The organism is Alsobacter metallidurans (genome assembly GCF_014636935.1).
Taxonomy (GTDB): domain Bacteria; phylum Pseudomonadota; class Alphaproteobacteria; order Rhizobiales; family Beijerinckiaceae; genus Alsobacter; species Alsobacter metallidurans.
This window is the reverse complement of sequence record NZ_BMES01000001.1, coordinates 496,394-519,231: the sequence shown is the minus strand read 5'-3', so window position 1 is coordinate 519,231 and position 22,838 is coordinate 496,394. Positions and strand designations below refer to the sequence as shown.

Here is a 22,838-nt window from a genome sequence, read left to right as displayed (position 1 = left end):
CTTGGTGTGTCGGACCGGTCAGGCCTGCGCGTCGCGCCTGGCCTGCTTGGAAAACTTCTTCAGCACGCGATCGCGCTTCAGTTTGGAGATGTGGTCGATGAAGAGCGTGCCCTGCAGGTGGTCGATCTCGTGCTGCAGGCAGGTGGCCAGCAGCCCATCGGCCTCGATCTCGCACGCGCCGCCATCGCGATCGGTGAACCGCACGCGCACGCGGGCCGGGCGCTCCACTTCCTCATAGTATTCGGGGATGGACAGGCAGCCCTCCTCATACACGGAGCGCTCCTCGGACGACCACACGATTTCGGGGTTGATCAGCGCCAGTGGCTCTTTGGGGGCGTCCTGCTTGGCGACGTCGATCGTGACGATGCGCTCGGGCACGCCGATCTGGATGGCCGCGAGGCCGATGCCGGGCGCCTCGTACATGGTCTCGAACATGTCCTCGATCAGCGGCGCGAGATCGCGCACGGGGCGCACCACCGGCGCGGAGACGAGGCGCAGCTTGGGATCGGGAATCACGAGGATGGGTCGGGTCGACATGGCGGGCGCAGCTTTCCGGATGACGCGGTGGAGATAACGACTCGGAAACGCAAAAGCAAACCGTTCCGCCTTCGTTCTCGCATTGCGGGCGAATCGCGCCTAAGTTCGCGGGATGGACCGGATCATCCTCGTCGTTGGCGGGCACGCGGTGTCGTGGGGCGAAGCCGTGATTGGCCTGCTTGGCGCGGCCGTGCTTGCGCTGGCGTGGCTTGGCCTGGCGGCGCTGCGGGCCGGGCGGCATCGCGCCGAGGAGGCCGCGGCGGCGGCCGAGCGGCAACACGAGCTGGACGAGAAGCTCGCCGCGCTGGCGCAGATCCAGTCCGAGATGACCGGGCGCATGCAGACCATCGGCGAGGTGTTCGGCAACCGGCAGGTCGACCTCGTGCGGCTGATCGCCGAGCGGCTGGACAGCCTGCAGAACCGCGTCGGCGACGGACTCAACGCCAGCCAGAAGCAGACGGCCGAAAACCTGTCTCGCCTGAACGAACGGCTCGCCGTGATCGACGCGGCGCAAAAGAACCTCACCGACCTCACCGGCGAGGTGCTGAGCCTCAAGGACGTGCTCTCCAACAAGCAGACGCGCGGCGCCTTCGGGCAGGGCCGCATGGAGGCCATCGTCCGTGATGGACTGCCGCCCGGCGCCTATGCGTTCCAGGCGACGCTGTCGTCCGGCAAGCGGCCCGACTGCGTGATCCACCTCCCGGGTGACGAGCGGCCGCTGGTGGTGGACGCGAAATTCCCGCTGGAAGGCTTCACGGCTTTCCGGGAAGCGCAGGGCGACGACGCCCGCCGCGCCGCCATGCAGCGGGTGCGCGCCGACGTGGGCGGGCACATCAAGGACGTGGCCGACAAATACCTGATCCCGGGCGAGACGCAGGACATCGCGGTGCTGTTCGTGCCGGCGGAATCGCTTTTCGCCGACCTGCAGGAGCATTTCGAGGACCTGGTGCAGCGGGCCCACCGGGCGCGCGTGCTGATCGTGTCGCCCTCGCTGCTCGCCATGGCGATCCAGGTGATGCAGGCGATCGTGCGAGACGCCCGCATGCGCGAGCAGGCGCACCAGATCCAGGCGGAAGTCGCCAAGCTGATCGAGGATGTGCGGCGCCTGCGCGACCGCACCGGAAAGCTGGACCAGCATCTGCGCCAGACAGGCGACGACATCGCCCAGATCGTCACCTCGGCCGACAAGGCCCTGAAACGCGGCGAGCGGATCGAGGCGATGGAGTTCGAGACGCCGGCGGTTGTTCCAACGACGCCGCAGCCGGCGGAGGCCGGCCCGCTGTTTGGGCGCGCAGCGGAGTAGCTTCGTGAAATCCGATTCTCTTATTCTATCGGCCAAAAAGCATGTCATTAACAATCTGCCGCACGATCGGGACGATCTGCTCACTTCTTGCTATTTGGCATCACTAAACCCAGGAGAACTCATAATTCTCTACCTTAATTGGCTATCGCGATTTATCCCGCCTAGGCCACGCAAGATTTACCTCTCACCAGAATTCAAACATTATGCAGACCTCGATGAGTATGATCGTTCTATCCGTAAGGTGCTGTCGGAGATCGAACAGGGAGTTGATCTAACTCTCCGCCTTAGTACACGCACGATGCATGGTTTCGACTTGGTCAGTACAGGAAAAAAGAATCTCGGTCGTAGCAAGCATCTGGATCTCCTCCTTAATGATTGGAGCATCCACCACCTGCACTGCTCAAACGAGCAGTCAGAGCGCAGCAAATATTTAATATTTGGCCATTTTGCCGCCGACGAGGCTTTCTTGCTGGACGTCCGACCGCACGGCCAATGGAGCGCGATAGCTCTTGCGGAAATCTCCGTTCGAAATTGGCCGAATGCAGGGTATTTCATTGAACTGAAAGGGCTGCTCCCTCCTCAAGATTGGACGGAGAATGAACGCGCAGGTCTTAGAAATGCGGGACTATCTGCACCGATTTGTGTCGACCGAAAGCTATTCACCGGACGGAAGATACTCGCAAGTGCTGGTACTACTGTAATTCATGCAAAATATGCCACGTACATAATGCGCACACTCCGCCAAGTGGATGTCCTACTCGCGAAAGACCCAGCTTACTTCAACAACTTGGCAGCCGGCTACGCCGTTCGGCTACCCGACAAACCGCTCTTTGAGTTTACGTTTACGCGAGACGGCTTTGGTATTGTAGAGAATTCCACCGGTGAAATCATTGGTCTTGGTCGCCATCCAGCGTCTCTTTAAAGGGTCGTGCGCTGCCGGAACGCCGTCGAGAGGGTGCCTTCGTCCAGGTAGTCGAGCTCCCCGCCGACCGGGACGCCGTGAGCGAGGCGGGTCACCTTCACGCCCGTGTGCGACAGAAGGTCGGTGACGTAGTGGGCGGTGGTCTGGCCGTCCACGGTGGCGTTCAGCGCCAGGATCACCTCCTCGACGCCGCCCTCCGCCACGCGCGAAACGAGCTTGTCGAGGTTGAGATCCTTGGGGCCGACGCCGTCCAGCGCCGAGAGCGTGCCGCCGAGCACGTGGTAGCGGCCATTCGCGACCTGCGCGCGCTCCAGCGCCCAAAGGTCGGACACGTCCTCCACCACCACCATGACCTTGTCGTCCCGACGCGGGTCGCCGCACAGCACGCAGGGGTCGGAGGTGTCGACGTTGCCGCAGGTGGAGCACACCACCACGCGCTCGTTGGCCACCCGGATGGCGTCGGCCAGCGGTCCCAGCAATTGCTCGCGCTTCTTGATGAGGTGCAGCGCCGCGCGGCGGGCCGAGCGTGGGCCGAGCCCCGGCAAGCGCGCCAGCAGCTGGATTAGTCGCTCGATTTCAGGGCCGGTGATGGACGCCATGGTGGCTCTTTATTGATTGCATGCGTCGCGCGCGCCCTTCTCCCCGGCACGGGGAGAAGGTGGCCCAAAGGGCCGGATGCGGGGTTGCGCCTGGTTGTAAACGCAGGAGCGGCTCGGAGACCCTCACCCCCGCCCTCTCCCCGTGCCGGGGAGAGGGGGCCGGTTGCAGCCCTTTGATGGACGGGGCGTTCGCCCGGGCGCCAGGCGATCCGCCTCAGAACAGCTTCATCCCGGGCGGGATGGGCAGGCCGGCCGTGACAGTGGACATCTTGTCCTGCGCGGCGCGGTCGGCCTTGCCGCGGGCGTCGTTGAGGGCCGCGATCAGCAGGTCCTCGAGGATGTCCTTTTCGTCGGCCTTGATGAGGCTGTCGTCGAGGTTCACGGCCTTGACCTGCCCCTTGGCGGTCATCGTGACCTTGACCATGCCGCCGCCGGCTGCGCCTTCTACTTCCAGCGTCTCGAGCTCGTCCTGGAGAGCAGCCATCTTGGACTGCATTTCCTGGACCTTCTTCATCATGCCCATGATGTCTTTCACGGCAAAACTCCCGGATGGATGAGGGGATCAGAATTCGTCGTCAAAGCCGTCGAAGCCGTCCGTGTCGACGCCCGGGTCGCCGGTGGCGTCCTCCTCGGCGGCGGCGGCTTCCGGCTGGGGCTCGCGGATGTCCACGATCTTGGCGCCCGGCCAGGCTTCCAGCACGGAGCGCACCAGCGGATGCGCCTGCACGTTGGTGAGCCGGTCGCGCTCCTGCGCGGCCTGCGTTTCGCGCAGCGTCGGCTGGCCGGGCTCCGATGAGAGGGCCACGACCCAGCGCCGGCCGGTCCATTCGCTCAGGCGCTTGGAAAGATCGCCGGCGAGCTGCGGCGAGGCGTTCGGGCCGGGCGAAAACTCGAGCGTGCCATCCTCGAAGCGCACGAGGCGAATATCGGCCTCCAGCGCGAGCTTCATCGTGATGTCCCGCTTGTCGGCCGCGAGCGCGACGAGGTCCTCGAAGCGATTGAGCTTGAGCGTCGGGGCGGCCGCCTGACGGGGCGCCGGGGCCATGGAGGACCGCGGCTCGGAGCGCGTCGCGACGCTGAGCGCCGCGCCGCCGCGCGATCCGCCATCGTGCGAGGCGCGAGCGCCGTCGTGTATCGCGCGCGCGCCGGAGCCGCCGCCGGAGCCGGAAGGCGCGCCCGCGCCGCCGGGCGGATTGTCGCGCAGCGCGCGCAGCGCCTCGTCCGGGGTCGGCATGTCGGCCGCGTAGCACAGGCGCACCAGCACCATCTCGGCCGCCGCGACAGGCTTGGGCGAGGACTGAACCTCGCCGATGCCTTTCAGCAGCATCTGCCAGGCGCGGGACAGCACGCGCATCGGCAGCGCCGCAGCGGCCTGGCCGCGCACGCGCTCGGCCTCGGTGACGCTGGATTCCAGCGCGGCGTCCGGCACGATCTTCAGGCGGGTGACGAAATGCGTGAACTCGGCGAGGTCGCTCAGCACCACGGCCGGGTCGGCCCCGGAGTCATACTGGTCGCGCAGCTCGCGCAGCGCGCCGGCGGCGTCGCCGCGCATCACGGCCTCAAACAGGTCGATCACGCGGCCGCGGTCGGCCAGGCCCAGCATGGTGCGGACCGTGTCGGCGTCGATGGCGCCCGCCCCATGCGCGATGGCCTGGTCGAGCAGCGACAGCGAATCGCGCACCGAACCCTCGGCCGCGCGGGCCAGCATGGCGAGCGCCTCGTCGTCGATGCTGACGCCCTCGCGGGCGCAGATGCCGCCGAGATGCTGCACCATCAGGGACGCGTCGACGCGGCGCAGGTCGAAGCGCTGGCAGCGCGACAGGATCGTGACCGGGACCTTGCGGATTTCCGTGGTGGCGAACACGAACTTGGCGTGGGGCGGCGGCTCCTCCAGCGTCTTCAGGAAGGCGTTGAACGCCTTCTCGGAGAGCATGTGGACTTCGTCGATGATGTAGACCTTGTAGCGCGCCGAGGCCGGGGCGTAGCGGATGCCGTCCGTGATCTGGCGGACGTCCTCGACGCCGGTGTGCGAGGCGGCGTCCATCTCGAGCACGTCGACGTGGCGCGATTCCATGATGGCGCGGCAGTGCACGCCCTCTTCGCTGAGATCGACCGTGGGACCGCCCGTGCCGTCCTCACGCAGGAAGTTGAGCCCGCGCGCCAGGATGCGGGCCGTGGTGGTCTTGCCGACGCCGCGCACGCCGGTGAGGATCCAGGCTTGCGGGATGCGGCCGGACGAGAACGCGTTGCGGAGGGTCCGCACCATGGCGTCCTGGCCGATGAGGTCGTCGAAATTCTGCGGGCGGTATTTGCGGGCCAGCACCCGGTAGGGCGCGGCGGCGGCCGGCGCGGAGGATGCGGGCGGCGCGGCGCGCGGGAGATCGACCCCCGGAAAGCCGGGGCCGTCATCAACCGTGACGCCGTCGTGGATCGTGGTGTCGTCGCTCATCGGGCCTTGGGTGACGCATGGCCGGGCTGCGACGGCTCCCGTGGAGGAGCCTTTTCGATCGAGGCCAGATTGCCGCGAAGGGTGGGAGGCTGGACGGTAACCCGCCCGATTCTCGTTAGGGCTGCTTCCTTCCGGACCTGACCCGGTTGGCGAGTGGAACGTCCACCACCAACCTCCCGCGCTCTATATCGGCGATCCTGCCGGGGAATACAAGCCGGGGCGGAAGGGGTGGAGGAACGCTGTTCATTGTGTCGCCGCAGCCCACCAGCCACCCTGCCCTGCGAAAAGACTGGAGCCGCGGCGGCGGGATTGGATTAGCTTTGCGCGCATGACTGCTTCCCCTCCGGCCGAGGCCGGCTTTGAGCTTCACCCGCAACTCGCGGCCGATACGGCCGTGGTGGGCGACCTGCTGCTGTCGCGCGTGCTCTTGATGAAGCATGCGCGCTATCCGTGGCTGATTCTCGTGCCGCGCCGGCCGGACGTGCGCGAGATCCTGGATCTGAGCGACATCGACCAGATGCGGCTCTATCGCGAGATCACCGAGGCGTCGCGCGTCGTGAAAACGCTGTTTCGGCCCGACAAGCTGAACATCGGCGCCATCGGCAACATGGTGCCGCAGCTGCACGTGCACGTGCTCGGCCGGTTCACCACCGACGAGGCCTGGCCGCGGCCGGTGTGGGGCTCCGGGCCGGCGACCCCCTATGCGGCCGACGCGCTGGCCGAGCGGCTGGCCAAGCTCTCGGCGGCGTTCGGCGGCGTCGCTTAGCGCCGGCTTTCCACCCAAACCTGCCCACACGAGGAACCGTCCCATGTCCCCACCCCGCACCGAGCGGTCCGCGACCCTCGGCTATTCGGTCAATTTGCTGGATCGCCGCGCCGAATACCGGGACGATACCGGCTACATGGCCGAGCTCGCGGCCTCGCCGCACGCGCGCTGCGTGGTGCTGCAGGGCGACGTGCCGCTGCTGCGCCAGCGTGGCGGAACCGCCGAGGCGCTGTTCGACCGGACCGACCTCGCCGAGCTCGGCACCGTGCGGGAGAAAGCGTTCCTGGGGCTCGACGAGCACGGACCGATCTACGCGGCGCTGCTGGAAGCGCCCGCGCCCGAGAACGACCAGGGCCACGACGACGTGGTGGCGATGGACCTGCGTTCGCTCGCCGTGCAGGGCGTGCTGCCGCCGCATATCCTGGGCGTGTTCGCGCAGGCCAAAAGCCTGATGCACTGGCATCAGCGGCACCGCTTCTGCTCCAATTGCGGGCAGCCCACCACGGTGGGGTCCGCCGGCTGGAAGCGCGAATGCCCGGCCTGCGGGGCGCAGCATTTCCCGCGCACGGACCCGGTGGTGATCATGCTGGCGGTGCGGGGCGACCGCTGCGTGCTCGGCCGGCAGGCGCGCTTCGTGAAGGGCGTGTATTCCTGCCTGGCCGGCTTTCTGGAGCCAGGCGAGACGCTGGAGGACGCGGTGCGGCGCGAGCTCTTCGAGGAGGCGGGCGTCGCCACCGGGCGGGTGCGCTACCTCGCGTCGCAGCCCTGGCCGTTCCCGGCCTCGCTGATGATCGGCTGCATTGCGGAAGCTGCCGCCGACGAGCTGACGGTGGACTTTAAGGAACTGGAGGACGCGCGCTGGTTCACCCGCGACGAGGTGCGCCAGATGCTGGCCGGCCGCCACCCGGACGGGATCGGCTGTCCGCCGCCGATCGCAATCGCGCACGGGATTTTGAAGGCGTGGGCGGAGGATGGGGAGGGGTTTTGAATCCGCAGACTCCTCAAGCCATGAGGGCCTAAACCCGCCAGTTCATGCCCAACAATCCCCTCGTCCTGAGACACATCGCCCCTTGGCGATGTGTCTCGAAGGGCGAGGGGTACCGTGGTTTAGCCCATCAACGCCCTACTCGGCCGCCTTCTGGCTCTCCACCCTGTAGGGGTGCGCCGGGTAGACGCCCATGACGCGGAATTCCTTGCAGAAGAATTCCAGCTCCTCGAAGGCGAGCTTCAGGTTCCAGTCGTCCGGGTGGCCGTCCACGTCGGCGAGGAACTGCGTGGCCGAGAACTCGCCGTCCACCATGTAGCTTTCCAGCTTGGTCATGTTGACGCCGTTTGTGGCGAAGCCGCCGAGCGCCTTGTAGAGCGCGGCCGGGACGTTGCGGACGCGGAACAGGAACGTCGTGACGGTCGGGCCGTTGCCGGCCGGCGTCCAAGCGGGCGTCTTGGAGAGCACCACGAAGCGAGTGGTGTTGTGCTTCTCGTCCTCCACATCGCGCGACAACGTTTCGAGTCCGTAGATCTCGCCCGCCAGGCTGGTGGCCAGCGACGCGCGCGTGGGGTCGTTCCACTCGGAGACCTCGCGGGCGGAGCCGGCCGTGTCGCCGGTGATCACGGGCTTCGCCCCGATGGCGCGGATGATCTTGCGGCATTGGCCGAGCGCGTGGACGTGGCTGAAAACCGTCTTCACGGTGGCGAGCGTCGCGCCCTTCACGGCCAGGAGCTGGAAGTGGATGGGCAGGAAATACTCGCCGATGATGTGGAGGTTCGAGGCCGGCAGGAAATGGTGGATGTCGGCGACGCGCCCCGCGATGGAGTTCTCGATCGGGATCATGCCGAGCCCGGCCGCGCCCTCCTGGATGGCCGCGAAGGCGTCCTCGAAGGTGGCGCAGGGCAGCGGCTCCCAGTCCGGGTACACGTCCTTGCAGGCGATGTGGGAGTTGGCGCCGGGCTCGCCCTGGTAGGCGATCACCTTCTTGAGCTGGGACATCGCGGTTCTTTCGGGTCAGATGGGACGGCGGCGGGCGAGCAACTCGCGCGCGCGGTCGAGGTCGTGCGGGGTGTCGACGCCGAGCGGCACGTCATCCACGATGGCGATGTCGATGCGCATGCCGGCCTCCAGCGCGCGCAGCTGCTCCAGCCGCTCGCGCTGTTCCAGCGGGGCGGGCGGCAGCGAGACGAAGCGCTCCAGCGCCTTGCGGCGATAGGCGTAGAGACCGATGTGGTGAAACAGCGGGCCGGGCCCGGTGGGGGCCGTGGCGCGGGTGAAGTAGAGCGCGCGGTAGAGCCCGGGCCCGATCGGGGTGGCGACGGGTTTCACCACGTTGGGATCGTCGCGCTCCTCCGTGCGGGTGATCGGCGCCGCGATGGTGGCGATGTCGACCAGCGGATTGGCGAGCGGCAGCACGGCGGCCTGCACGGCGCGCGGGTCGATGGTGGGCAGGTCGCCCTGCACGTTCACGACCACGTCGTGGCGACCCTCGGGGTCGAAGATCTGCACGGCCTCGAAAATGCGATCGGAACCGGACGGATGGTCGGCCCGCGTCATCACGGCGTGGCCGCCGACCGCCTCGATGGCGGCCACGATGGCGGGCTCGTCGGTGGCGACGACCACGGGGCCGAGGCCGGCTTCGGTGGCGCGCCGCCAGACGTGCACGATCATGGGTTCGCCGAGGATGTCGGCGAGAGGTTTGCCCGGCAGGCGGGTGGACGCCATGCGGGCGGGAACGAGGACGACGGGATCGGACATTGTTCCGCCACAGCGCAGCCGCCAGGGCCAGACGGCCAAAAGCGGCAAAAAGTATCAACCGGAAACGCGCTTATACGAGTTGCCAAGAGCGCCGCAAAGCGGGTAATCATCCGCCGCCCGGCGGAAACGTTGCGGGGGCCGTCGGCGTTTGCGCGCCTGCGGTCCGGCAGCCGCAGGGAGGCAGTTTGGTTTTGCAGGACAGGCCCCGCCCGGGGCGCGCCGAGCCGGATCGCCGCGAGACGCTGAGCCGAGTTGAGCCCCACGCGGGTCGGAGTGATCGAATGTTCGGGATGGATTCCTTCGAGTTGAACAAGATCGCAGGGGCCGTGCTCGGCACGCTGCTGTTCGTCATGGGCATGGGCATCCTGGCCGAATCGATCTTCGCCGAGAAGAAGCCGGTGGTCGCCGGCTACGCGCTTCCGGCCGCCGAGCCCGAGGCCGCCGCCGGCGCGGCTCCGGCCGCCGCCAGCGAGCCGCTCCCCGTGCTGCTCGCCAAGGCGGACGCCAAGAAGGGCGAGGGCCTCGTGAAGCCTTGCTCGGCCTGCCACAGCTTCGACAAGGGCGGCCCCAACAAGGTTGGCCCGAACCTCTACGAGGTCGTGAACCGTCCCCTCGCCTCGCATGCGGGCTTCAACTACTCGGCCAGCCTCAAGGAGCACGGCTCCAAGGGTGAGAAGTGGGACTTCGCGGCGCTGGACAAGTTCATCGCCAACCCGAAGGGCTACATCCAGGGCACCGCGATGGGCTACGCCGGCATGAAGGAAGCCGACCGCCGCGCCGACGTGCTGGCCTATCTGCGCTCGCTGGCCGACAGCCCGGCGCCGCTGCCGACGCCCTGATCGGATCGTTTCTCATCGTCAAAAGGCCGGGCCATCGCCCGGCCTTTTTGATTCCGCGGCCGCCGCTGTGGTCCGCGAGCGAAAAAGCGACATAATCCACCGCGCAGATCGATCCGCCCGTTCCGGGCGACAACACGGAGGCCACATGCGGCAGGGCGAAGCGGGTTCATTCCCATGGAGGCGCGGCCTGGCGCTGGGCGCGGTCGCGCTCGCGAGCCTGCTGGGCGCCGCGCTCACGCCCGCCTCCGCGGCCGACCCGGAGTGGCGCAGCGCCACTTCGTTGATGGGCGAGCCCCGCTACAAGCCCGGCTTCGCGCATTTCGACTATGTGAACCCGCAGGCTCCGAAGGGCGGCACGGTGCGGCTCGGCCGCCAGGGCGCGTTCGACAACTTCAATCCGGTGGTGGCCGGCGTGAAGGGCCAACTCGAGGCCGGCGTGGGCCTCGTCTACGAGCAGCTGACCGAGCAGTCGCTGGACGAGGTCTCGACCGCCTACGGGCTGTTGGCCGACGGGGTGAAGTTCCCGGAGGACTTCTCCTGGGTCACCTACCGGCTGCGCGAGAACGCCCGCTGGCAGGACGGCAAGCCGGTGACGCCCGAGGACGTGATTTTCTCGTTCGAGACCTACAAGGAAACCAGCCCGCAGATGGCTTTCTACTACAGCCATGTGGTGAAGGCGGAAAAGACGGGCGAGCGCGAGATCACCTTCCGGTTTGACCAGCCGGGCAATCGCGAGCTGCCGCAGATCGTCGGCCAGCTCACCGTGCTGCCGAAGCACTGGTGGGAGGGGACGGCGCCCGACGGCAGGAGGCGCAACGTCAAGGAAACGACGTTGGAGCCGCCGCTCGGCTCTGGCCCGTATCGTCTCAAGGCCTTCGACGCCGGCCGTAACGCCGTGTACGAGCGCGTCGCCGACTACTGGGGCAAGGACCTGCCCGAGCGGATCGGAACCAACAATTTTGACCAGGTGCGTTTCGAGTACTACCGCGACTCGACGGTGCTGTTCGAAGCGCTGAAGGGCGACCAGTACGACTTCCGCCTGGAGAACAGCGCCAAGAACTGGGCTACCGGCTACGATTTCCCGGCCGTGAAGGACGGGCGCGTGGTCAAGGAGGAGTTCACCGAGCGCGCCAGCGGCCGCATGCAGGCCTTTGCGTTCAACCTGCGCAAGCCGAAATTCGGCGACCAGCGCGTGCGCCGGGCCTTCAACCTGGCGTTTGACTTCGAGGAGATGAACAAGACCATCTTCTACGGGCTGTATAGCCGCATTGGCAGCTTCTTCGAAGGGACGGAGCTTGCCTCCAAGGGCCTGCCCGAGGGCAAGGAGCGCGAGATCCTCGAGAGCGTGCGCGACAAGGTCCCGGCCAGCGTCTTCACGGCCGCCTACGCAAACCCGGTGAATGGCGACGCGACCAAGGTGCGCGACAACCTGCGCGAGGCGGACCGCCTGCTGAAGGAAGCCGGCTGGGACATCAAGGGCGGCAAGCGGGTCAACGCCAAGGGCGAGCAGCTGACGGCCGAGTTTTTGGCCTATGATCCCACAAGCGAGCGCTTCGTGCTGTTCTACAAGCCCTCGCTGGAGAGGCTCGGCATCGGCGTGAGCCTGCGGGTGGTGGACCCGTCTCAATATGAAAACCGGATGCGGGACTTCGATTTCGACATCACCACCGACCTGTGGGCGCAGTCGCTCTCGCCCGGCAACGAGCAGCGCGATTTCTGGGGCTCCAAGGCGGCCGATCGGCCGGGCTCGCGCAACACGCTGGGCATCCGCGACCCGGGCGTCGATGCGCTGATCGACAAAGTGATCTTCGCCCGGGACCGCGAGGAGCTGGTTGCGGCCACCAAGGCGCTCGACCGCGTGCTGCTGGCGCACGACTACGTGGTGCCGCAGTGGTTCTCGCCCGCCACCCGCACGGCGCGCTGGAACCGCTTCGGCCGCCCCGGCGTGATGCCGCGCTACGCCTCGCCGGCCTTTCCGACGGTGTGGTGGTGGGACGCCGCCCTGGCGCAGAAAACCGGGGGCCGGCAGTGAAGCGGCAGGCGACGAAACTCTCCCCCGCGTCGGCCGGGGAGAAGTCGGCGCAGCCGACAGAGGGGGCGGTCGGGCCCCTCTATGGCGACATGGCGGCGCGCGACTGCCCCCTCCCTGCCCTCCCCCGCTTCGCGGGAGAGGGTTCCACTACTCGACGCGCCGTGCTGGCCGGTGGGGCGGGGTTGCTTTTCGCTACCTCGGGCTGGCGCAGCACGGGCGCCAAGGCCCAAACGCCGCCCGCCGAGCCCGCCACGCCGGTCGTGCCGCCGGCGGCTGTTGGGGAGCACCACGGGCTCTCGACCTTCGGCGAACTCAAATATCCGCCGGACTTCGCGTATTTCGCCTATGTGAACCCCAAGGCGCCAGTGGGCGGCGTGGTGTCGCTGCAGCTCAGCACCACCTTCGGCAACCAGGCGTTCGACACCTTCGATACGCTGAACGCCTATGTGCTCAAGGGCAACGGCGCGGCCGGGGTCGAGATGCTGTTCGACAGCCTCATGGCGCGGGCGCTGGACGAGCCGGATGCGCTGTACGGGCTCGTGGCCCGCAGCGTCGTGACGGCCGAGGACGGGTTGACGCAAACGTTTCGGCTGCGGCCGGAAGCCCGGTTCAACGATGGCTCGCGGCTCACCGCGCAGGATGTCGCGTTTTCGGTTCTGCTGCTGAAGCAGAAGGGCCACCCGCTGATCGCCCAGACGATCCGCATGGTGGAGAGCGCCGAGGCGCCGGACGACCTCACCGTGGTGGTGCGCTACGGCAAGGGTCGCTCGCGCGACCTGCCGTTGACGGTCGCGACGCTGCCGATCTTTTCCAAGGCGTACTACTCGGCCAAGCCATTCGAGGAGGCCACGCAGGAGCCGCCGCTCGGCTCGGGCGCGTACAAGGTCGGGCGCTTCGAGCAGGGACGCTTCATCGAGTATGAGCGCGTGGCCGACTACTGGGCCAAGGACCTGCCGGTGAATGTGGGCCAAAATAATTTCGCGCGCGTCCGCTACGAATACTACCGCGACCGCCAAGTCGCGCTGGAAGGGTTCAAGGCCGGCAACGTGACGTTTCGCGAGGAGTTCACCTCGCGCGACTGGGCGAACGGCTACGATTTCCCGGCCGTGAAAGAAGGCCGGGTGAAGCGCGAGGAAATCCCGGACGAGACGCCGTCGGGCACGCAGGGCTGGTTCTTCAACACGCGGCGCGAGAAGTTCCAGGACAGGCGCGTGCGCGAGGCGCTGGGGCTGCTGTTCGACTTCGAATGGACAAACGCCACGATCATGTTCGGGGTCTACAAGCGGACCGCGTCGTATTTCGAAAACTCGGACATGAAGGCCGAAGAGGCGCCCTCCGCGGACGAGGTCAACCTGCTGGAGCCCTGGCGCGGCAAGATCCCGGACGAGGCGTTCGGCGCGCCGTTCGTTCCGCCGGTGTCGGACGGGTCGGGGCAGGACCGCAACCTCCTGCGACGCGCGGACCAGTTGTTGCGCGACGCCGGGCTCAAGCGCGAGGGCGCCACGCTGCGGCTGCCGAATGGGCAACCTTTCGAAATCGAGTTTCTCGACTTCTCCGGCTCGCTGCAGCCCCATACGGGCTCGCTGTTCAAGAACCTGAAGCTGCTCGGCATCGAGCCGCGCTTCCGGATCGTGGACGCCTCGCAATACCAGCGGCGCACGGACGAGTTCGACTACGACATCGTGTCCCGCCGCTACGGCATGTCGCCCACGCCGGGCGAAGGGCTGAAGCTGATGTTCGGTTCGGCCTCGGCCAGGACGCCGGGCTCGTCCAACGTCGCCGGCATCCAGGATCCGGCCGTGGACGCGCTGGTGGAAGCCGCGCTCATGGCCGACACGCGAACCGAGCTCGTCACCGCCTGCCGGGCTCTGGACCGCGTGCTGCGGGCGAGCCGCTACTGGATCCCCATGTGGTACAAGGCCTCGCACTGGCTGGCTTACTGGGACATGTTCGGCAAGCCGGCGACCAAGCCGAAATATGCCCGCGGCGCACCCGGCACGTGGTGGTATGACGAGGCCAAGGCCAAGCGAATCGGAAAGGCTTGATGCGGAAATCCCATCTTGGGCGCGCCAACTCTCCACCGTCATCCCCGGGCTTGACCCGGGGATCCACGCGCTGGGGCTCGGCGTGGATGGCCGGGTCAAGCCCGGCCATGACGGCGGAATCTTAGCTCCATGTTCGCCTACGTCTCCCGCCGCATCCTGCTGATGATCCCGACGCTGCTCGGGATCATGCTGATCTCGTTCACGATCGTGCAGTTCGCGCCCGGCGGGCCGGTGGAGCGCGTGCTGGCGCAGCTGCAGGGCAACGACACGTCGGCGACCTCGCGCATCGCGGGCGGGGCGGGCGGCGATTTCGCCGGCGGATCGCAAAACCAGCCGGGCGGCGGGGCCGGCGAGGCGGCGTCGAAGTATCGCGGCGCGCAGGGGCTGGACCCGGCCTTCATCAAGCAGCTGGAGGCGCAGTTCGGCTTCGACAAGCCCGCGCCCGAGCGCTTCGGCTTGATGCTGTGGAACTACCTGCGCTTTGATTTCGGCAAGAGCTACTTCCGCGACACGCCCGTGCTGCAGCTCATCAAGGAGAAGCTGCCGGTCTCGATCTCGCTCGGGCTCTGGATGACGCTCTTGAGCTACGCGATCTCGATTCCGCTCGGTATCCGCAAGGCCGTGCAGGACGGCTCGCGCTTCGACACGTGGACCTCCGCGATCGTGATCATCGGCTACGCGATCCCGGGCTTCCTGTTCGCGATCCTGCTGATCGTGCTGTTTGGCGAGGGCTCGTCCTTCCTGCCGTTTTTCCCGCTGCGCGGGCTGACGTCCGAGAACTTCGCGCAGCTGCCCTGGTGGGCGCAGGCGCTGGACTACATCCGGCACATCACGCTGCCGATCCTCTCCATGGCGCTGGGGGCCTTCGCGACCGCGACGCTGCTGACCAAGAACTCGTTTCTGGACGAGATCCGCAAGCAATATGTGCTGACGGCGCGCATGAAGGGCCTGAGCGAGCGGCAGGTGCTCTACGGGCACGTGTTCCGCAACGCCATGCTGATCGTGATCGCGGGGTTCCCGGGCGCGTTCATCCACGCGTTCTTCACCGGCTCGCTGCTGATCGAGACCGTGTTCTCGCTGGACGGGCTGGGGCTGCTCTCCTTCGAGAGCATCGTGAACCGCGACTACGCGGTGGTGTTCGCCAATCTCTACATCTTCTCGCTGCTCGGGCTGGTGGTGAACCTGCTGTCCGACCTCACCTATACGTGGATCGATCCGCGGATCGACTTCGAGACGCGGGAGGTCTGATGGACGCTCCCGTGGCGACCCGCACATTCGCGCCCGAGACGAGCCCCGGCGGCCCGCTCGCGCCGCCGCTGCCGCGCAAGGGGCTCTTGCGCCTGTCGCCCATCAACGAGCGGCGGCTGGCCAACTTCAAGGCCAACCGGCGAGGCTATTGGTCGTTCTGGATCTTCATGGTGCTGTTCGTGCTGTGCCTCTTCGCGGAGGTGCTGGCCAATGATCGCCCGATCCTGGTGCGCTACAAGGGCGAGTGGCTGGCCCCCATCGCGGTGGACTACCCGGAGGAGAAGTTCGGCGGCTTCCTGGCGCAGACGGACTATCGCGACCCCGTGATCGTGAAGGAGATCGCCGAGCACGGCTGGGCGCTGTGGCCGCCGATCCGCTTTGCCTCGAACACCATCAATCTCGACCTGCCTACCGCAGCGCCGGCTGCGCCGACCTGGTCGCTGAAGGACGAGGTCTGCCGGCCCGTCGCCGAGAAGCGGGCGGGGCCGGACGCCGCCGGCAAGGCGCTCGGCTGCCGCGACCTCGAATGGAACTGGCTCGGCACCGACGACGGCGGCCGCGACGTCCTGGCGCGCGTGATCTACGGGTTCCGGCTGTCGGTGCTGTTCGGGCTTATCCTGGCCGCGATCTCGTCCGTGATCGGCATCATGGCGGGCGCGATCCAGGGCTACTTCGGCGGGCGCGTGGACCTCTATTTCCAGCGCGTCATCGAGATCTGGTCGGCGATCCCGTCGCTGTATCTGCTGATGATCCTGTCGAACTTCTTTCAGCCGTCGTTCTTCACGCTGCTCGGCATCCTGCTGCTGTTTTCCTGGGTGGCGCTGGTGCACGTGGTCCGGGCCGAGTTCCTGCGCGCCCGCAACTTCGACTATGTGCGCGCCGCGCGGGCGCTGGGGCTGAGCGACGCCAGGATCATGGTGAAGCACGTGCTGCCCAACGCCATGGTCGCCACCATGACGTTCCTGCCGTTCATTCTGAACGGCTCGATCACAACGCTCACGTCGCTCGACTTCCTGGGGTTCGGCCTGCCGCCGGGCTCGCCCTCGCTGGGCGAGCTGCTGCTGCAGGGCAAGAGCAACATCTCGGCGCCATGGCTCGGCCTGACGGGCTTCTCGGTGATCGCCATCATGCTGTCGCTGCTGATCTTCATCGGCGAGGCCGTGCGCGACGCCTTTGACCCGCGGAAGACGTTCGGATGAGCGACGCCCCCCTCCTCTCCGTCCGCGACCTCTCGGTCGTGTTCCGCCAGGGCGGCAAGACCACCACCGCGGTGGACCACGTGTCGTTCGACGTGCATGCCGGCGAGACGGTGGCGCTGGTGGGCGAGTCCGGGTCGGGCAAATCCGTCAGCGCGCTGTCGATCCTGAAGTTGCTGAGCTATCCGCCGGCGTCGCATCCGTCCGGCGAGGTGCTGTTCAAGGGCCGCAACCTGCTCACGGCGTCCGAGGACGAGTTGCGCAAGGTGCGCGGCAACGCCATCACGATGGTGTTCCAGGAGCCCATGACGTCGCTGAACCCGCTGCATCCCATCGAGCGGCAGATCGGCGAGATTCTCGGCTTGCACAACGGGCTCTCGGGAGACGCCGCGCGCCGGCGCACGGTGGAGTTGCTGAACCAGGTCGGCATCCGCGATCCCGAAGGGCGGCTGGGGGCCTACCCGCACGAGCTCTCGGGCGGGCAGCGCCAGCGCGTGATGATCGCGATGGCTCTCGCGAACGCGCCGGACCTGCTGATCGCAGACGAGCCCACCACGGCGCTGGACGTCACCGTGCAGGCGCAAATCCTGAAGCTGCTCGCGCGCCTCAAGACCGAAAACGGCATGGCGATGCTGTTCATCACCCATGATCTCGGCATCGTGCGCAAGATCGCCGACCGGGTCTGCGTGATGACCAACGGCCAGATCGTCGAGCACGGCCCGGTCGCGCAGGTGTTCGACAACCCGCAGCACGCCTACACGCGCAAGCTGCTGGCCGCCGAGCCCAAGGGCCGGCCCGAACCGCCCAAGACGGGCGCTCCCGTGATCGTGGAGGCGCAGGACCTTCGGGTCTGGTTCCCGATCCGCAAGGGCTTCTTCAAAAAGGTCGTCAGCCACGTGAAGGCGGTGGACGGCATCACGATCGCGGTGCGCGAGGGAGAGACCGTCGGGGTGGTGGGCGAGAGCGGCTCGGGCAAGACCACGCTCGGGCTGGCGATGCTGCGGCTGATCTCCTCGCAGGGGCTGATCGTGTATCTCGGCCAGCGGCTGGACGGCCTCAACAGCAAGGCCATGCGGCCGCTGCGGCGCGACATGCAGATCGTGTTCCAGGATCCCTACGGCTCGCTGTCGCCGCGCCTGTCCGTGGCCGACATCGTCGGCGAGGGGCTGGACGCGCTGGACCAGCGCCAGAGCTACGAGGCGCGCCGCGAGGTGATCGCCCGCGCGCTGCTCGACGTGGGGCTCGACCCAGCCTCCATGGACCGCTACCCGCACGAATTCTCGGGCGGCCAGCGCCAGCGCATCGCGATCGCGCGCGCGATGGCGCTGGAGCCGAAATTCGTGGTGCTGGACGAGCCGACCTCGGCGCTCGACATGTCCGTGCAGGCGCAGATCGTGGACCTGTTGCGCGACCTGCAGCAGCGGCGCAACCTCGCCTACATGTTCATCAGCCACGACCTGCGGGTCGTGCGGGCGCTCGCCAACGAGGTCATCGTCATGCAGAACGGCAAGGTGGTGGAGCAGGGCCCGGCCGCCGAGCTGTTCGCCCATCCAAAGACCGACTACACGCGCGCCCTGTTCGCGGCGGCGTTCAACCTCGAGACGGCCGACTCCGGCGTGGTGCGCGAGTGAGCCGCGTCTTTGTGATCGTGCTCGACTCGGTGGGCTGCGGCGGCGCGGAAGACGCAGCCGCCTATGGGGATGTCGGGGCCGACACGCTCGGCCACATTGCGGAGGCCTGCGCGGCCGGCGCTGGCGACCGTGCCGGTTTGCGCGCCGGACCGCTGCGGCTGCCCTTCATGACGCGGCTCGGCCTGGGCCTGGCCGCCCAAGCGTCCACGGGCCGACGCTGGGCGGCCGATCCGGCCGAGGGCCCCGTTCGCGGCCAATGGGGCTACGGCGTCGAGACGTCGCGCGGCAAGGACACGCCGTCGGGCCATTGGGAGATCGCCGGAACGCCGGTGGATTTTGCCTGGGGCTATTTCCCTGATACGCAACCGAGCTTCCCGCCGGACCTGACGGCCGCGCTGATCCGCGAAGGGGCGCTGCCTGGCATCCTCGGCGACAAACACGCGTCCGGCACCGAGATCCTGGACGAGCTCGGGGCCGAGCATATGCGGACAGGCAAGCCCATCTGCTACACCTCCGTGGATTCCGTGCTGCAGATCGCCGCCCACGAGCAGGTTTTCGGGCTCGAGCGCCTCTACGAGCTCTGCCGCATCGGGCGGCGGCTGTGCGATCCTTTGCGCATCGGCCGGGTGATCGCGCGCCCATTCACGGGCGACGCCAACACCGGCTTCGTGCGTACGCCCCGCCGCAAGGATTTCGCCATTCCGCCGCCGGCCGGCACGATCCTGGACCGTGCCGCAAAGGCCGGGCGCGCCGTCGTGACGGTCGGCAAGATCGGCGACATCTTCGCCCACCGGGGCACGGGCCGCGAGGTGAAGGCGGCCGGCAACATGGCGTTGTTCGACGCCCTGCTGGGCGAAGTCGACACGCTCGCCAATGGCGGCTTCCTGTTCGCCAACTTCGTCGACTTCGACAGCGAGTTCGGCCACCGGCGCGACGTGCCCGGCTATGCGGCCGCGCTGGAAGCCTTCGACGCGCGCCTGCCGGAGCTGGAGGCGCGGCTGCGGCCGGGCGACCTCGTGGTCCTCACGGCCGACCACGGCAACGATCCGACCTGGCGCGGCACCGACCACACGCGCGAGCACACGCCGATCCTGTGCTTCGGGCCGGGCGTGGCGCCGGGTTCGATCGGGCGACGCGAGACCTTCGCGGATATCGGCGAGACCGCCGCCGCGCTGCTCGGCCTGCCCGTGCACGGACCCGGCCGAAGCTGGCTTTGACGGCGCCGTTGACGGGACCGTAACGTCGGCAGACGATCGTTTTCAATCGATCTCACGCCCGGCGGCGTGGGCCGCCAGAGACGCGCATGAGCACGGACAACCGCAACACCCATATCCGGCTCACGTCGCACCCCGAGCCCGGCACGGGCGTGACCCGCTTTCCGATCCGCTGGGGCGCGGCGACGCCGGCCGAGCGCGGTCCGGTGATCGGCTCCGTCACCAATCCGGCGGACCGCAACGTCATCGGCGCGCATGGCGGCGCCTACTCGTTGTATCGCGCGCTGGCGGTGTCGTCGGGCGCGCTGAACCCGGCCGTTCGGCCGGACCTGCGCAACACCCACCCGGTGACGCCTGTTGGTCCGCATCCGCAATGGGGCGATCCCGGCAAGATCGTTTCGCTCGACCCGTGGGGCGCGTCGGCCGGCGAAGTCTTCGCCGACTGGATCGCGCAGGGCGTCGATATCCGTCCCACCATCGCGATCACCAAAGCGCGGCTGAACATGCCCGAGATCGTGGCCGGCATGGCGGCCGGTCGGCTCAAGCACGACGGCGCGATCCTGCAGGCGAACGGCGACATCTCGGTCACCAAGATCGCGATCGATCCCGTGTGGCACCTGCCCGGCGTCGCGGCGCGCTTCGGCGTCACCGAAAACGCGCTGCGGCGCACGCTCTTCGAGCAGACCGGCGGGATGTTTCCCGAGATCGTGACGCGACCGGACCTCGCGGTGTTCCTGCCGCCGATCGGCGGAACCACCGTCTATGTGATCGGCGAGGTCGCAGCCCTCGCCGACCCGCGCCGGCGCGTCGCCTGTCGGGTGCATGACGAATGCAACGGGTCGGACGTGTTCGGCTCAGACATCTGCACCTGCCGCCCTTATCTGGCGCATGGCGTCGAGGAATGCGTGAAGGAGGCGCAGCGCGGGGGCGCGGGCGTGGTGGCGTACAACCGCAAGGAAGGCCGCGCGCTCGGCGAGGTCACCAAGTTCCTGGTCTACAACGCGCGCAAGCGGCAGGAGGGCGGCGACCAGGCCGCCACCTATTTCGAGCGCACCGAGTGCGTGGCCGGCGTGCAGGACGCGCGGTTCCAGCAGCTGATGCCGGACGTGCTGCACTGGCTCGGGATCACCCGCATCGATCGATTCATGTCGATGTCGAACATGAAATACGACGCCATCGTGGGGGCCGGCATTGAGATCGGCGAGCGCGTGTCCATCCCGGACGAGTTGATTCCGCCGGATGCCTCTGTGGAAATGGAAGCCAAGAAGGCGGCGGGGTACTACGCGCCGCAGGGCGCGCCCGGGCAGGACGATCTGCGGCGCACCGTGGGCCGCCCGCTGGAGAAGTATTGATGAGCGGAGCCGCCGGGGCAGAGCCGGGCGCAGACGCCGCGCTGGCGCGCGGGTTGCTGTCGCCGCGCGCGGTTCGCGAGCGGGCGCACCGCATGCTGGCGCTCGGCGTCGCGGGCGAGCTGCCGCATTTCACTGTCGATTCCGGCAGGCTCTGCCGCTGCGCCGACTATGTGCTCGACACGATCCGGCGCAACTACCCGACCTTCCAGGTTCCGTTTCACGCCCGCTGGCGGCATTTCGCGGCCGGCGGCTTCGACCGCTGGGCGACGCTGGACCGAGACACGCCCTGGCCGTCAGACGCCGCCCGGGCGCGGGCGGCGTTCGACCTCGCCATCGTGAGCGTGTTGCTGGACGCCGGCGCGGGGCCGGACTGGTCCTATCTCGAAGCGGCCAGCGGGGAGCGCTTCGCGCGCTCGGAAGGGCTCGCGGTGGCGAGCTTCTACATGTTCGCGTCCGGGCTGTTTTCCGCCCGGCCGGGCGAGCCGCTACGCGCTGACGCCAGCCGGCTCGCGGCGCTCCAGGTCAACGAGGTTGCGGCCGGCTTCCAGATCGACCCGCGCAATCCGATGGTCGGTCTCGAGGGCCGGGTCGACCTGCTCCGGCGCCTGGGCCGCGCAGCGCTCGGGCGACCGGCGGTGTTCGCCCGGCATGACGAGGCGCGCCCGGGCGGGCTCTTTGACCATCTCGCCGCGCAGGTCGAGGGCGGCCTCCTCCCGGCGGAAGCGATTCTCGCGGCGCTGCTGGGGCATCTCGGCCCGATCTGGCCTGGGCGCATCGCGCTCGGCGGCGTCGATCTCGGCGACACGTGGCGGCATCCGAGCCTCGTGACCGACGACGCGACCACCGGGCTGCTGCCGTTCCACAAGCTCTCGCAATGGCTGGCCTATTCGTTGATCGAGCCGCTGCAGGCGGCGGGCGTGGGCGTGTCCGGGGTGGATGCGCTCACGGGCCTGGCCGAGTACCGCAATGGCGGCCTCTTCGTGGACGCGGGCGTTCTGGCGCTGAAGGACCCGAACGAAGCGGAGCGGCCCCATCCGGCGGATTCCACCCTGGTGGTGGAATGGCGCGCCCTCACGGTGGCGCTGCTGGACGACGTCGCGGGGCTGATCCGCAGCCGCCTGGGGCTCACGCCCGAGCAGTTTCCGCTCGCCAAGGCGCTGGAAGGCGGCACTTGGGCGGCCGGGCGGCGCATCGCGCGGGAGAAGCGGCCGGGCGGCCCGCCGCCGATCATGGTGATCAGCGACGGCACGGTGTTTTAGTTTTTGTCCGTCGCGCTATGGTGCGCGCATCCGATTCCGGTTGATCGAGGTCGCCATGCTGGACGCTGCCCCGAAGGGCGTCACCGTCGTTTCCCACCCGCTTGTGCAGCACAAGCTGACGCTGATGCGGGACAAGAAGCGCTCCACGAAGGGCTTCCGCCAGCTCCTCAACGAGATCGGCATGCTGCTCGCCTATGAGGTGACGCGCGACCTGCCGACCGAGCTGGTCGAGACCGAGACGCCGATCACCACCACGATGGCGCCGATGATCGCCGGCAAGAAGCTGGTGCTCGCCCCCATCCTGCGCGCCGGCGTCGGCTTCCTCGATGGCATGCTGACGCTGGTGCCCTCCGCCCGCGTGGCCCATATCGGACTCTACCGCGACCCCGAGACGCTCACCGCCGTGGAATATTACTTCAAGGCCCCGTCCGACATCGCCGACCGCCTCGTAATCGTGGTCGACCCCATGCTGGCGACCGCCAACTCCGCGGTGGCGGCGATAGACCGGCTGAAGGAGCGCGGCGCCAAGGACCTGCGCTTCGTGTGCCTGCTGGCCGCGCCCGAAGGCATCGCGCGGCTCACGGCGGCGCACCCCGACGTCCCCGTCTGGACGGCCGCGATCGACGAGAAGCTGAACGACCACGGCTACATCGTGCCGGGCCTTGGCGACGCGGGCGACCGCATGTACGGCACGCGCTGA

At 68.0% G+C, this 22,838-nt stretch carries 20 protein-coding genes and 1 other RNA gene; 14 read left to right on the top strand and 7 right to left on the bottom strand.

What is annotated here, in order from left to right; translation table 11 throughout:
- Window positions 1–18: 18 nt before the first annotated feature.
- Complete coding sequence (gene def, locus IEV99_RS02280) at window positions 19–537, bottom strand: peptide deformylase (protein ID WP_188516107.1); 519 nt, start codon at window positions 535–537, stop codon at window positions 19–21.
- A gap of 112 nt (window positions 538–649) precedes the next feature.
- Here def and IEV99_RS02275 point away from each other — a divergent pair, with 112 nt between their 5' ends.
- Entirely contained in the window at window positions 650–1,840 is a 1,191-nt protein-coding gene (locus IEV99_RS02275; protein ID WP_188516106.1) for a DNA recombination protein RmuC, read from the top strand.
- A 4-nt stretch (window positions 1,841–1,844) separates the two neighbouring features.
- Entirely contained in the window at window positions 1,845–2,762 is a 918-nt protein-coding gene (locus IEV99_RS02270) for a hypothetical protein (RefSeq protein ID WP_188516105.1), read from the top strand.
- On the opposite strand, the gene recR is transcribed toward IEV99_RS02270, so the two are convergent.
- The 4 genes from recR to ffs all read right to left on the bottom strand — a co-directional run bounded on the left by recR (window position 2,759) and on the right by ffs (window position 5,988).
- Window positions 2,759–3,361 carry a recombination mediator RecR gene (gene recR / locus IEV99_RS02265; RefSeq protein ID WP_188516104.1) on the bottom strand — a complete coding sequence of 201 codons (603 nt, stop codon included), beginning with the start codon at window positions 3,359–3,361 and terminating at the stop codon, window positions 2,759–2,761. The genes IEV99_RS02270 and recR overlap by 4 nt on opposite strands.
- A gap of 214 nt (window positions 3,362–3,575) precedes the next feature.
- Complete coding sequence (locus tag IEV99_RS02260; RefSeq protein ID WP_188516103.1) at window positions 3,576–3,896, bottom strand: YbaB/EbfC family nucleoid-associated protein; 321 nt, start codon at window positions 3,894–3,896, stop codon at window positions 3,576–3,578.
- A gap of 27 nt (window positions 3,897–3,923) precedes the next feature.
- Window positions 3,924–5,810: a DNA polymerase III subunit gamma/tau gene (locus IEV99_RS02255; RefSeq protein ID WP_188516102.1), complete on the bottom strand. Its 1,887-nt coding sequence runs from the start codon at window positions 5,808–5,810 to the stop codon at window positions 3,924–3,926.
- An 80-nt stretch (window positions 5,811–5,890) separates the two neighbouring features.
- An RNA gene (gene ffs / locus IEV99_RS02250) (signal recognition particle sRNA small type) lies at window positions 5,891–5,988 on the bottom strand.
- Between the two features lie 150 nt (window positions 5,989–6,138).
- Between ffs and IEV99_RS02245 the strand changes: the two genes are divergently transcribed.
- Both IEV99_RS02245 and nudC read left to right on the top strand, forming a co-directional pair.
- Entirely contained in the window at window positions 6,139–6,576 is a 438-nt protein-coding gene (locus IEV99_RS02245) for an HIT domain-containing protein (protein WP_188516101.1), read from the top strand.
- 43 nt (window positions 6,577–6,619) lie between these two features.
- On the top strand, window positions 6,620–7,564 hold the full coding sequence (nudC, locus tag IEV99_RS02240) for an NAD(+) diphosphatase (protein WP_188516100.1): 945 nt from the start codon (window positions 6,620–6,622) through the stop codon (window positions 7,562–7,564).
- 135 nt (window positions 7,565–7,699) lie between these two features.
- Here nudC and IEV99_RS02235 read toward each other — a convergent pair whose 3' ends face one another.
- Together IEV99_RS02235 and IEV99_RS02230 are read right to left on the bottom strand one after the other, a co-directional pair.
- Window positions 7,700–8,563 (bottom strand): prephenate dehydratase, encoded by an 864-nt coding sequence (locus tag IEV99_RS02235; protein WP_188516099.1) that lies wholly within the window; start codon window positions 8,561–8,563, stop codon window positions 7,700–7,702.
- Between the two features lie 15 nt (window positions 8,564–8,578).
- On the bottom strand, window positions 8,579–9,322 hold the full coding sequence (locus IEV99_RS02230; protein WP_188516098.1) for a 3-deoxy-manno-octulosonate cytidylyltransferase: 744 nt from the start codon (window positions 9,320–9,322) through the stop codon (window positions 8,579–8,581).
- A 281-nt stretch (window positions 9,323–9,603) separates the two neighbouring features.
- On the opposite strand from IEV99_RS02230, the gene IEV99_RS02225 reads away from it, so the two are divergent.
- From IEV99_RS02225 to upp, 10 genes are all read left to right on the top strand, one after another.
- A complete protein-coding gene (locus tag IEV99_RS02225) occupies window positions 9,604–10,161 on the top strand; it encodes a c-type cytochrome (RefSeq protein ID WP_244643464.1) in 558 nt (185 codons plus the stop codon).
- Window positions 10,162–10,306: 145 nt separating this feature from the next.
- Entirely contained in the window at window positions 10,307–12,193 is a 1,887-nt protein-coding gene (locus IEV99_RS02220; RefSeq protein WP_188516097.1) for an extracellular solute-binding protein, read from the top strand.
- Between the two features lie 89 nt (window positions 12,194–12,282).
- Window positions 12,283–14,238, top strand: a complete 1,956-nt coding sequence (locus IEV99_RS02215; RefSeq protein WP_188517605.1) for an extracellular solute-binding protein — start codon at window positions 12,283–12,285, stop codon at window positions 14,236–14,238.
- Between the two features lie 129 nt (window positions 14,239–14,367).
- Entirely contained in the window at window positions 14,368–15,486 is a 1,119-nt protein-coding gene (locus IEV99_RS02210) for a microcin C ABC transporter permease YejB (protein ID WP_188516096.1), read from the top strand.
- Window positions 15,486–16,685, top strand: a complete 1,200-nt coding sequence (locus IEV99_RS02205) for an ABC transporter permease (protein WP_188516095.1) — start codon at window positions 15,486–15,488, stop codon at window positions 16,683–16,685. Before IEV99_RS02210 ends, IEV99_RS02205 begins: the two co-directional genes overlap by 1 nt.
- Window positions 16,682–18,313 (top strand): ABC transporter ATP-binding protein, encoded by a 1,632-nt coding sequence (locus IEV99_RS02200; RefSeq protein ID WP_188516094.1) that lies wholly within the window; start codon window positions 16,682–16,684, stop codon window positions 18,311–18,313. The genes IEV99_RS02205 and IEV99_RS02200 overlap by 4 nt, the downstream gene beginning before the upstream one ends.
- Window positions 18,310–19,530, top strand: coding sequence for a phosphopentomutase (locus IEV99_RS02195; protein ID WP_188516093.1), 1,221 nt, complete (start codon window positions 18,310–18,312; stop codon window positions 19,528–19,530). The genes IEV99_RS02200 and IEV99_RS02195 overlap by 4 nt, the downstream gene beginning before the upstream one ends.
- A gap of 86 nt (window positions 19,531–19,616) precedes the next feature.
- On the top strand, window positions 19,617–20,879 hold the full coding sequence (locus tag IEV99_RS02190) for a GTP cyclohydrolase II (RefSeq protein ID WP_188516092.1): 1,263 nt from the start codon (window positions 19,617–19,619) through the stop codon (window positions 20,877–20,879).
- Window positions 20,879–22,138: a URC4/urg3 family protein gene (locus tag IEV99_RS02185; protein ID WP_188516091.1), complete on the top strand. Its 1,260-nt coding sequence runs from the start codon at window positions 20,879–20,881 to the stop codon at window positions 22,136–22,138. Before IEV99_RS02190 ends, IEV99_RS02185 begins: the two co-directional genes overlap by 1 nt.
- 55 nt (window positions 22,139–22,193) lie before the next feature.
- Window positions 22,194–22,838, top strand: coding sequence for a uracil phosphoribosyltransferase (gene upp, locus IEV99_RS02180; protein ID WP_188516090.1), 645 nt, complete (start codon window positions 22,194–22,196; stop codon window positions 22,836–22,838).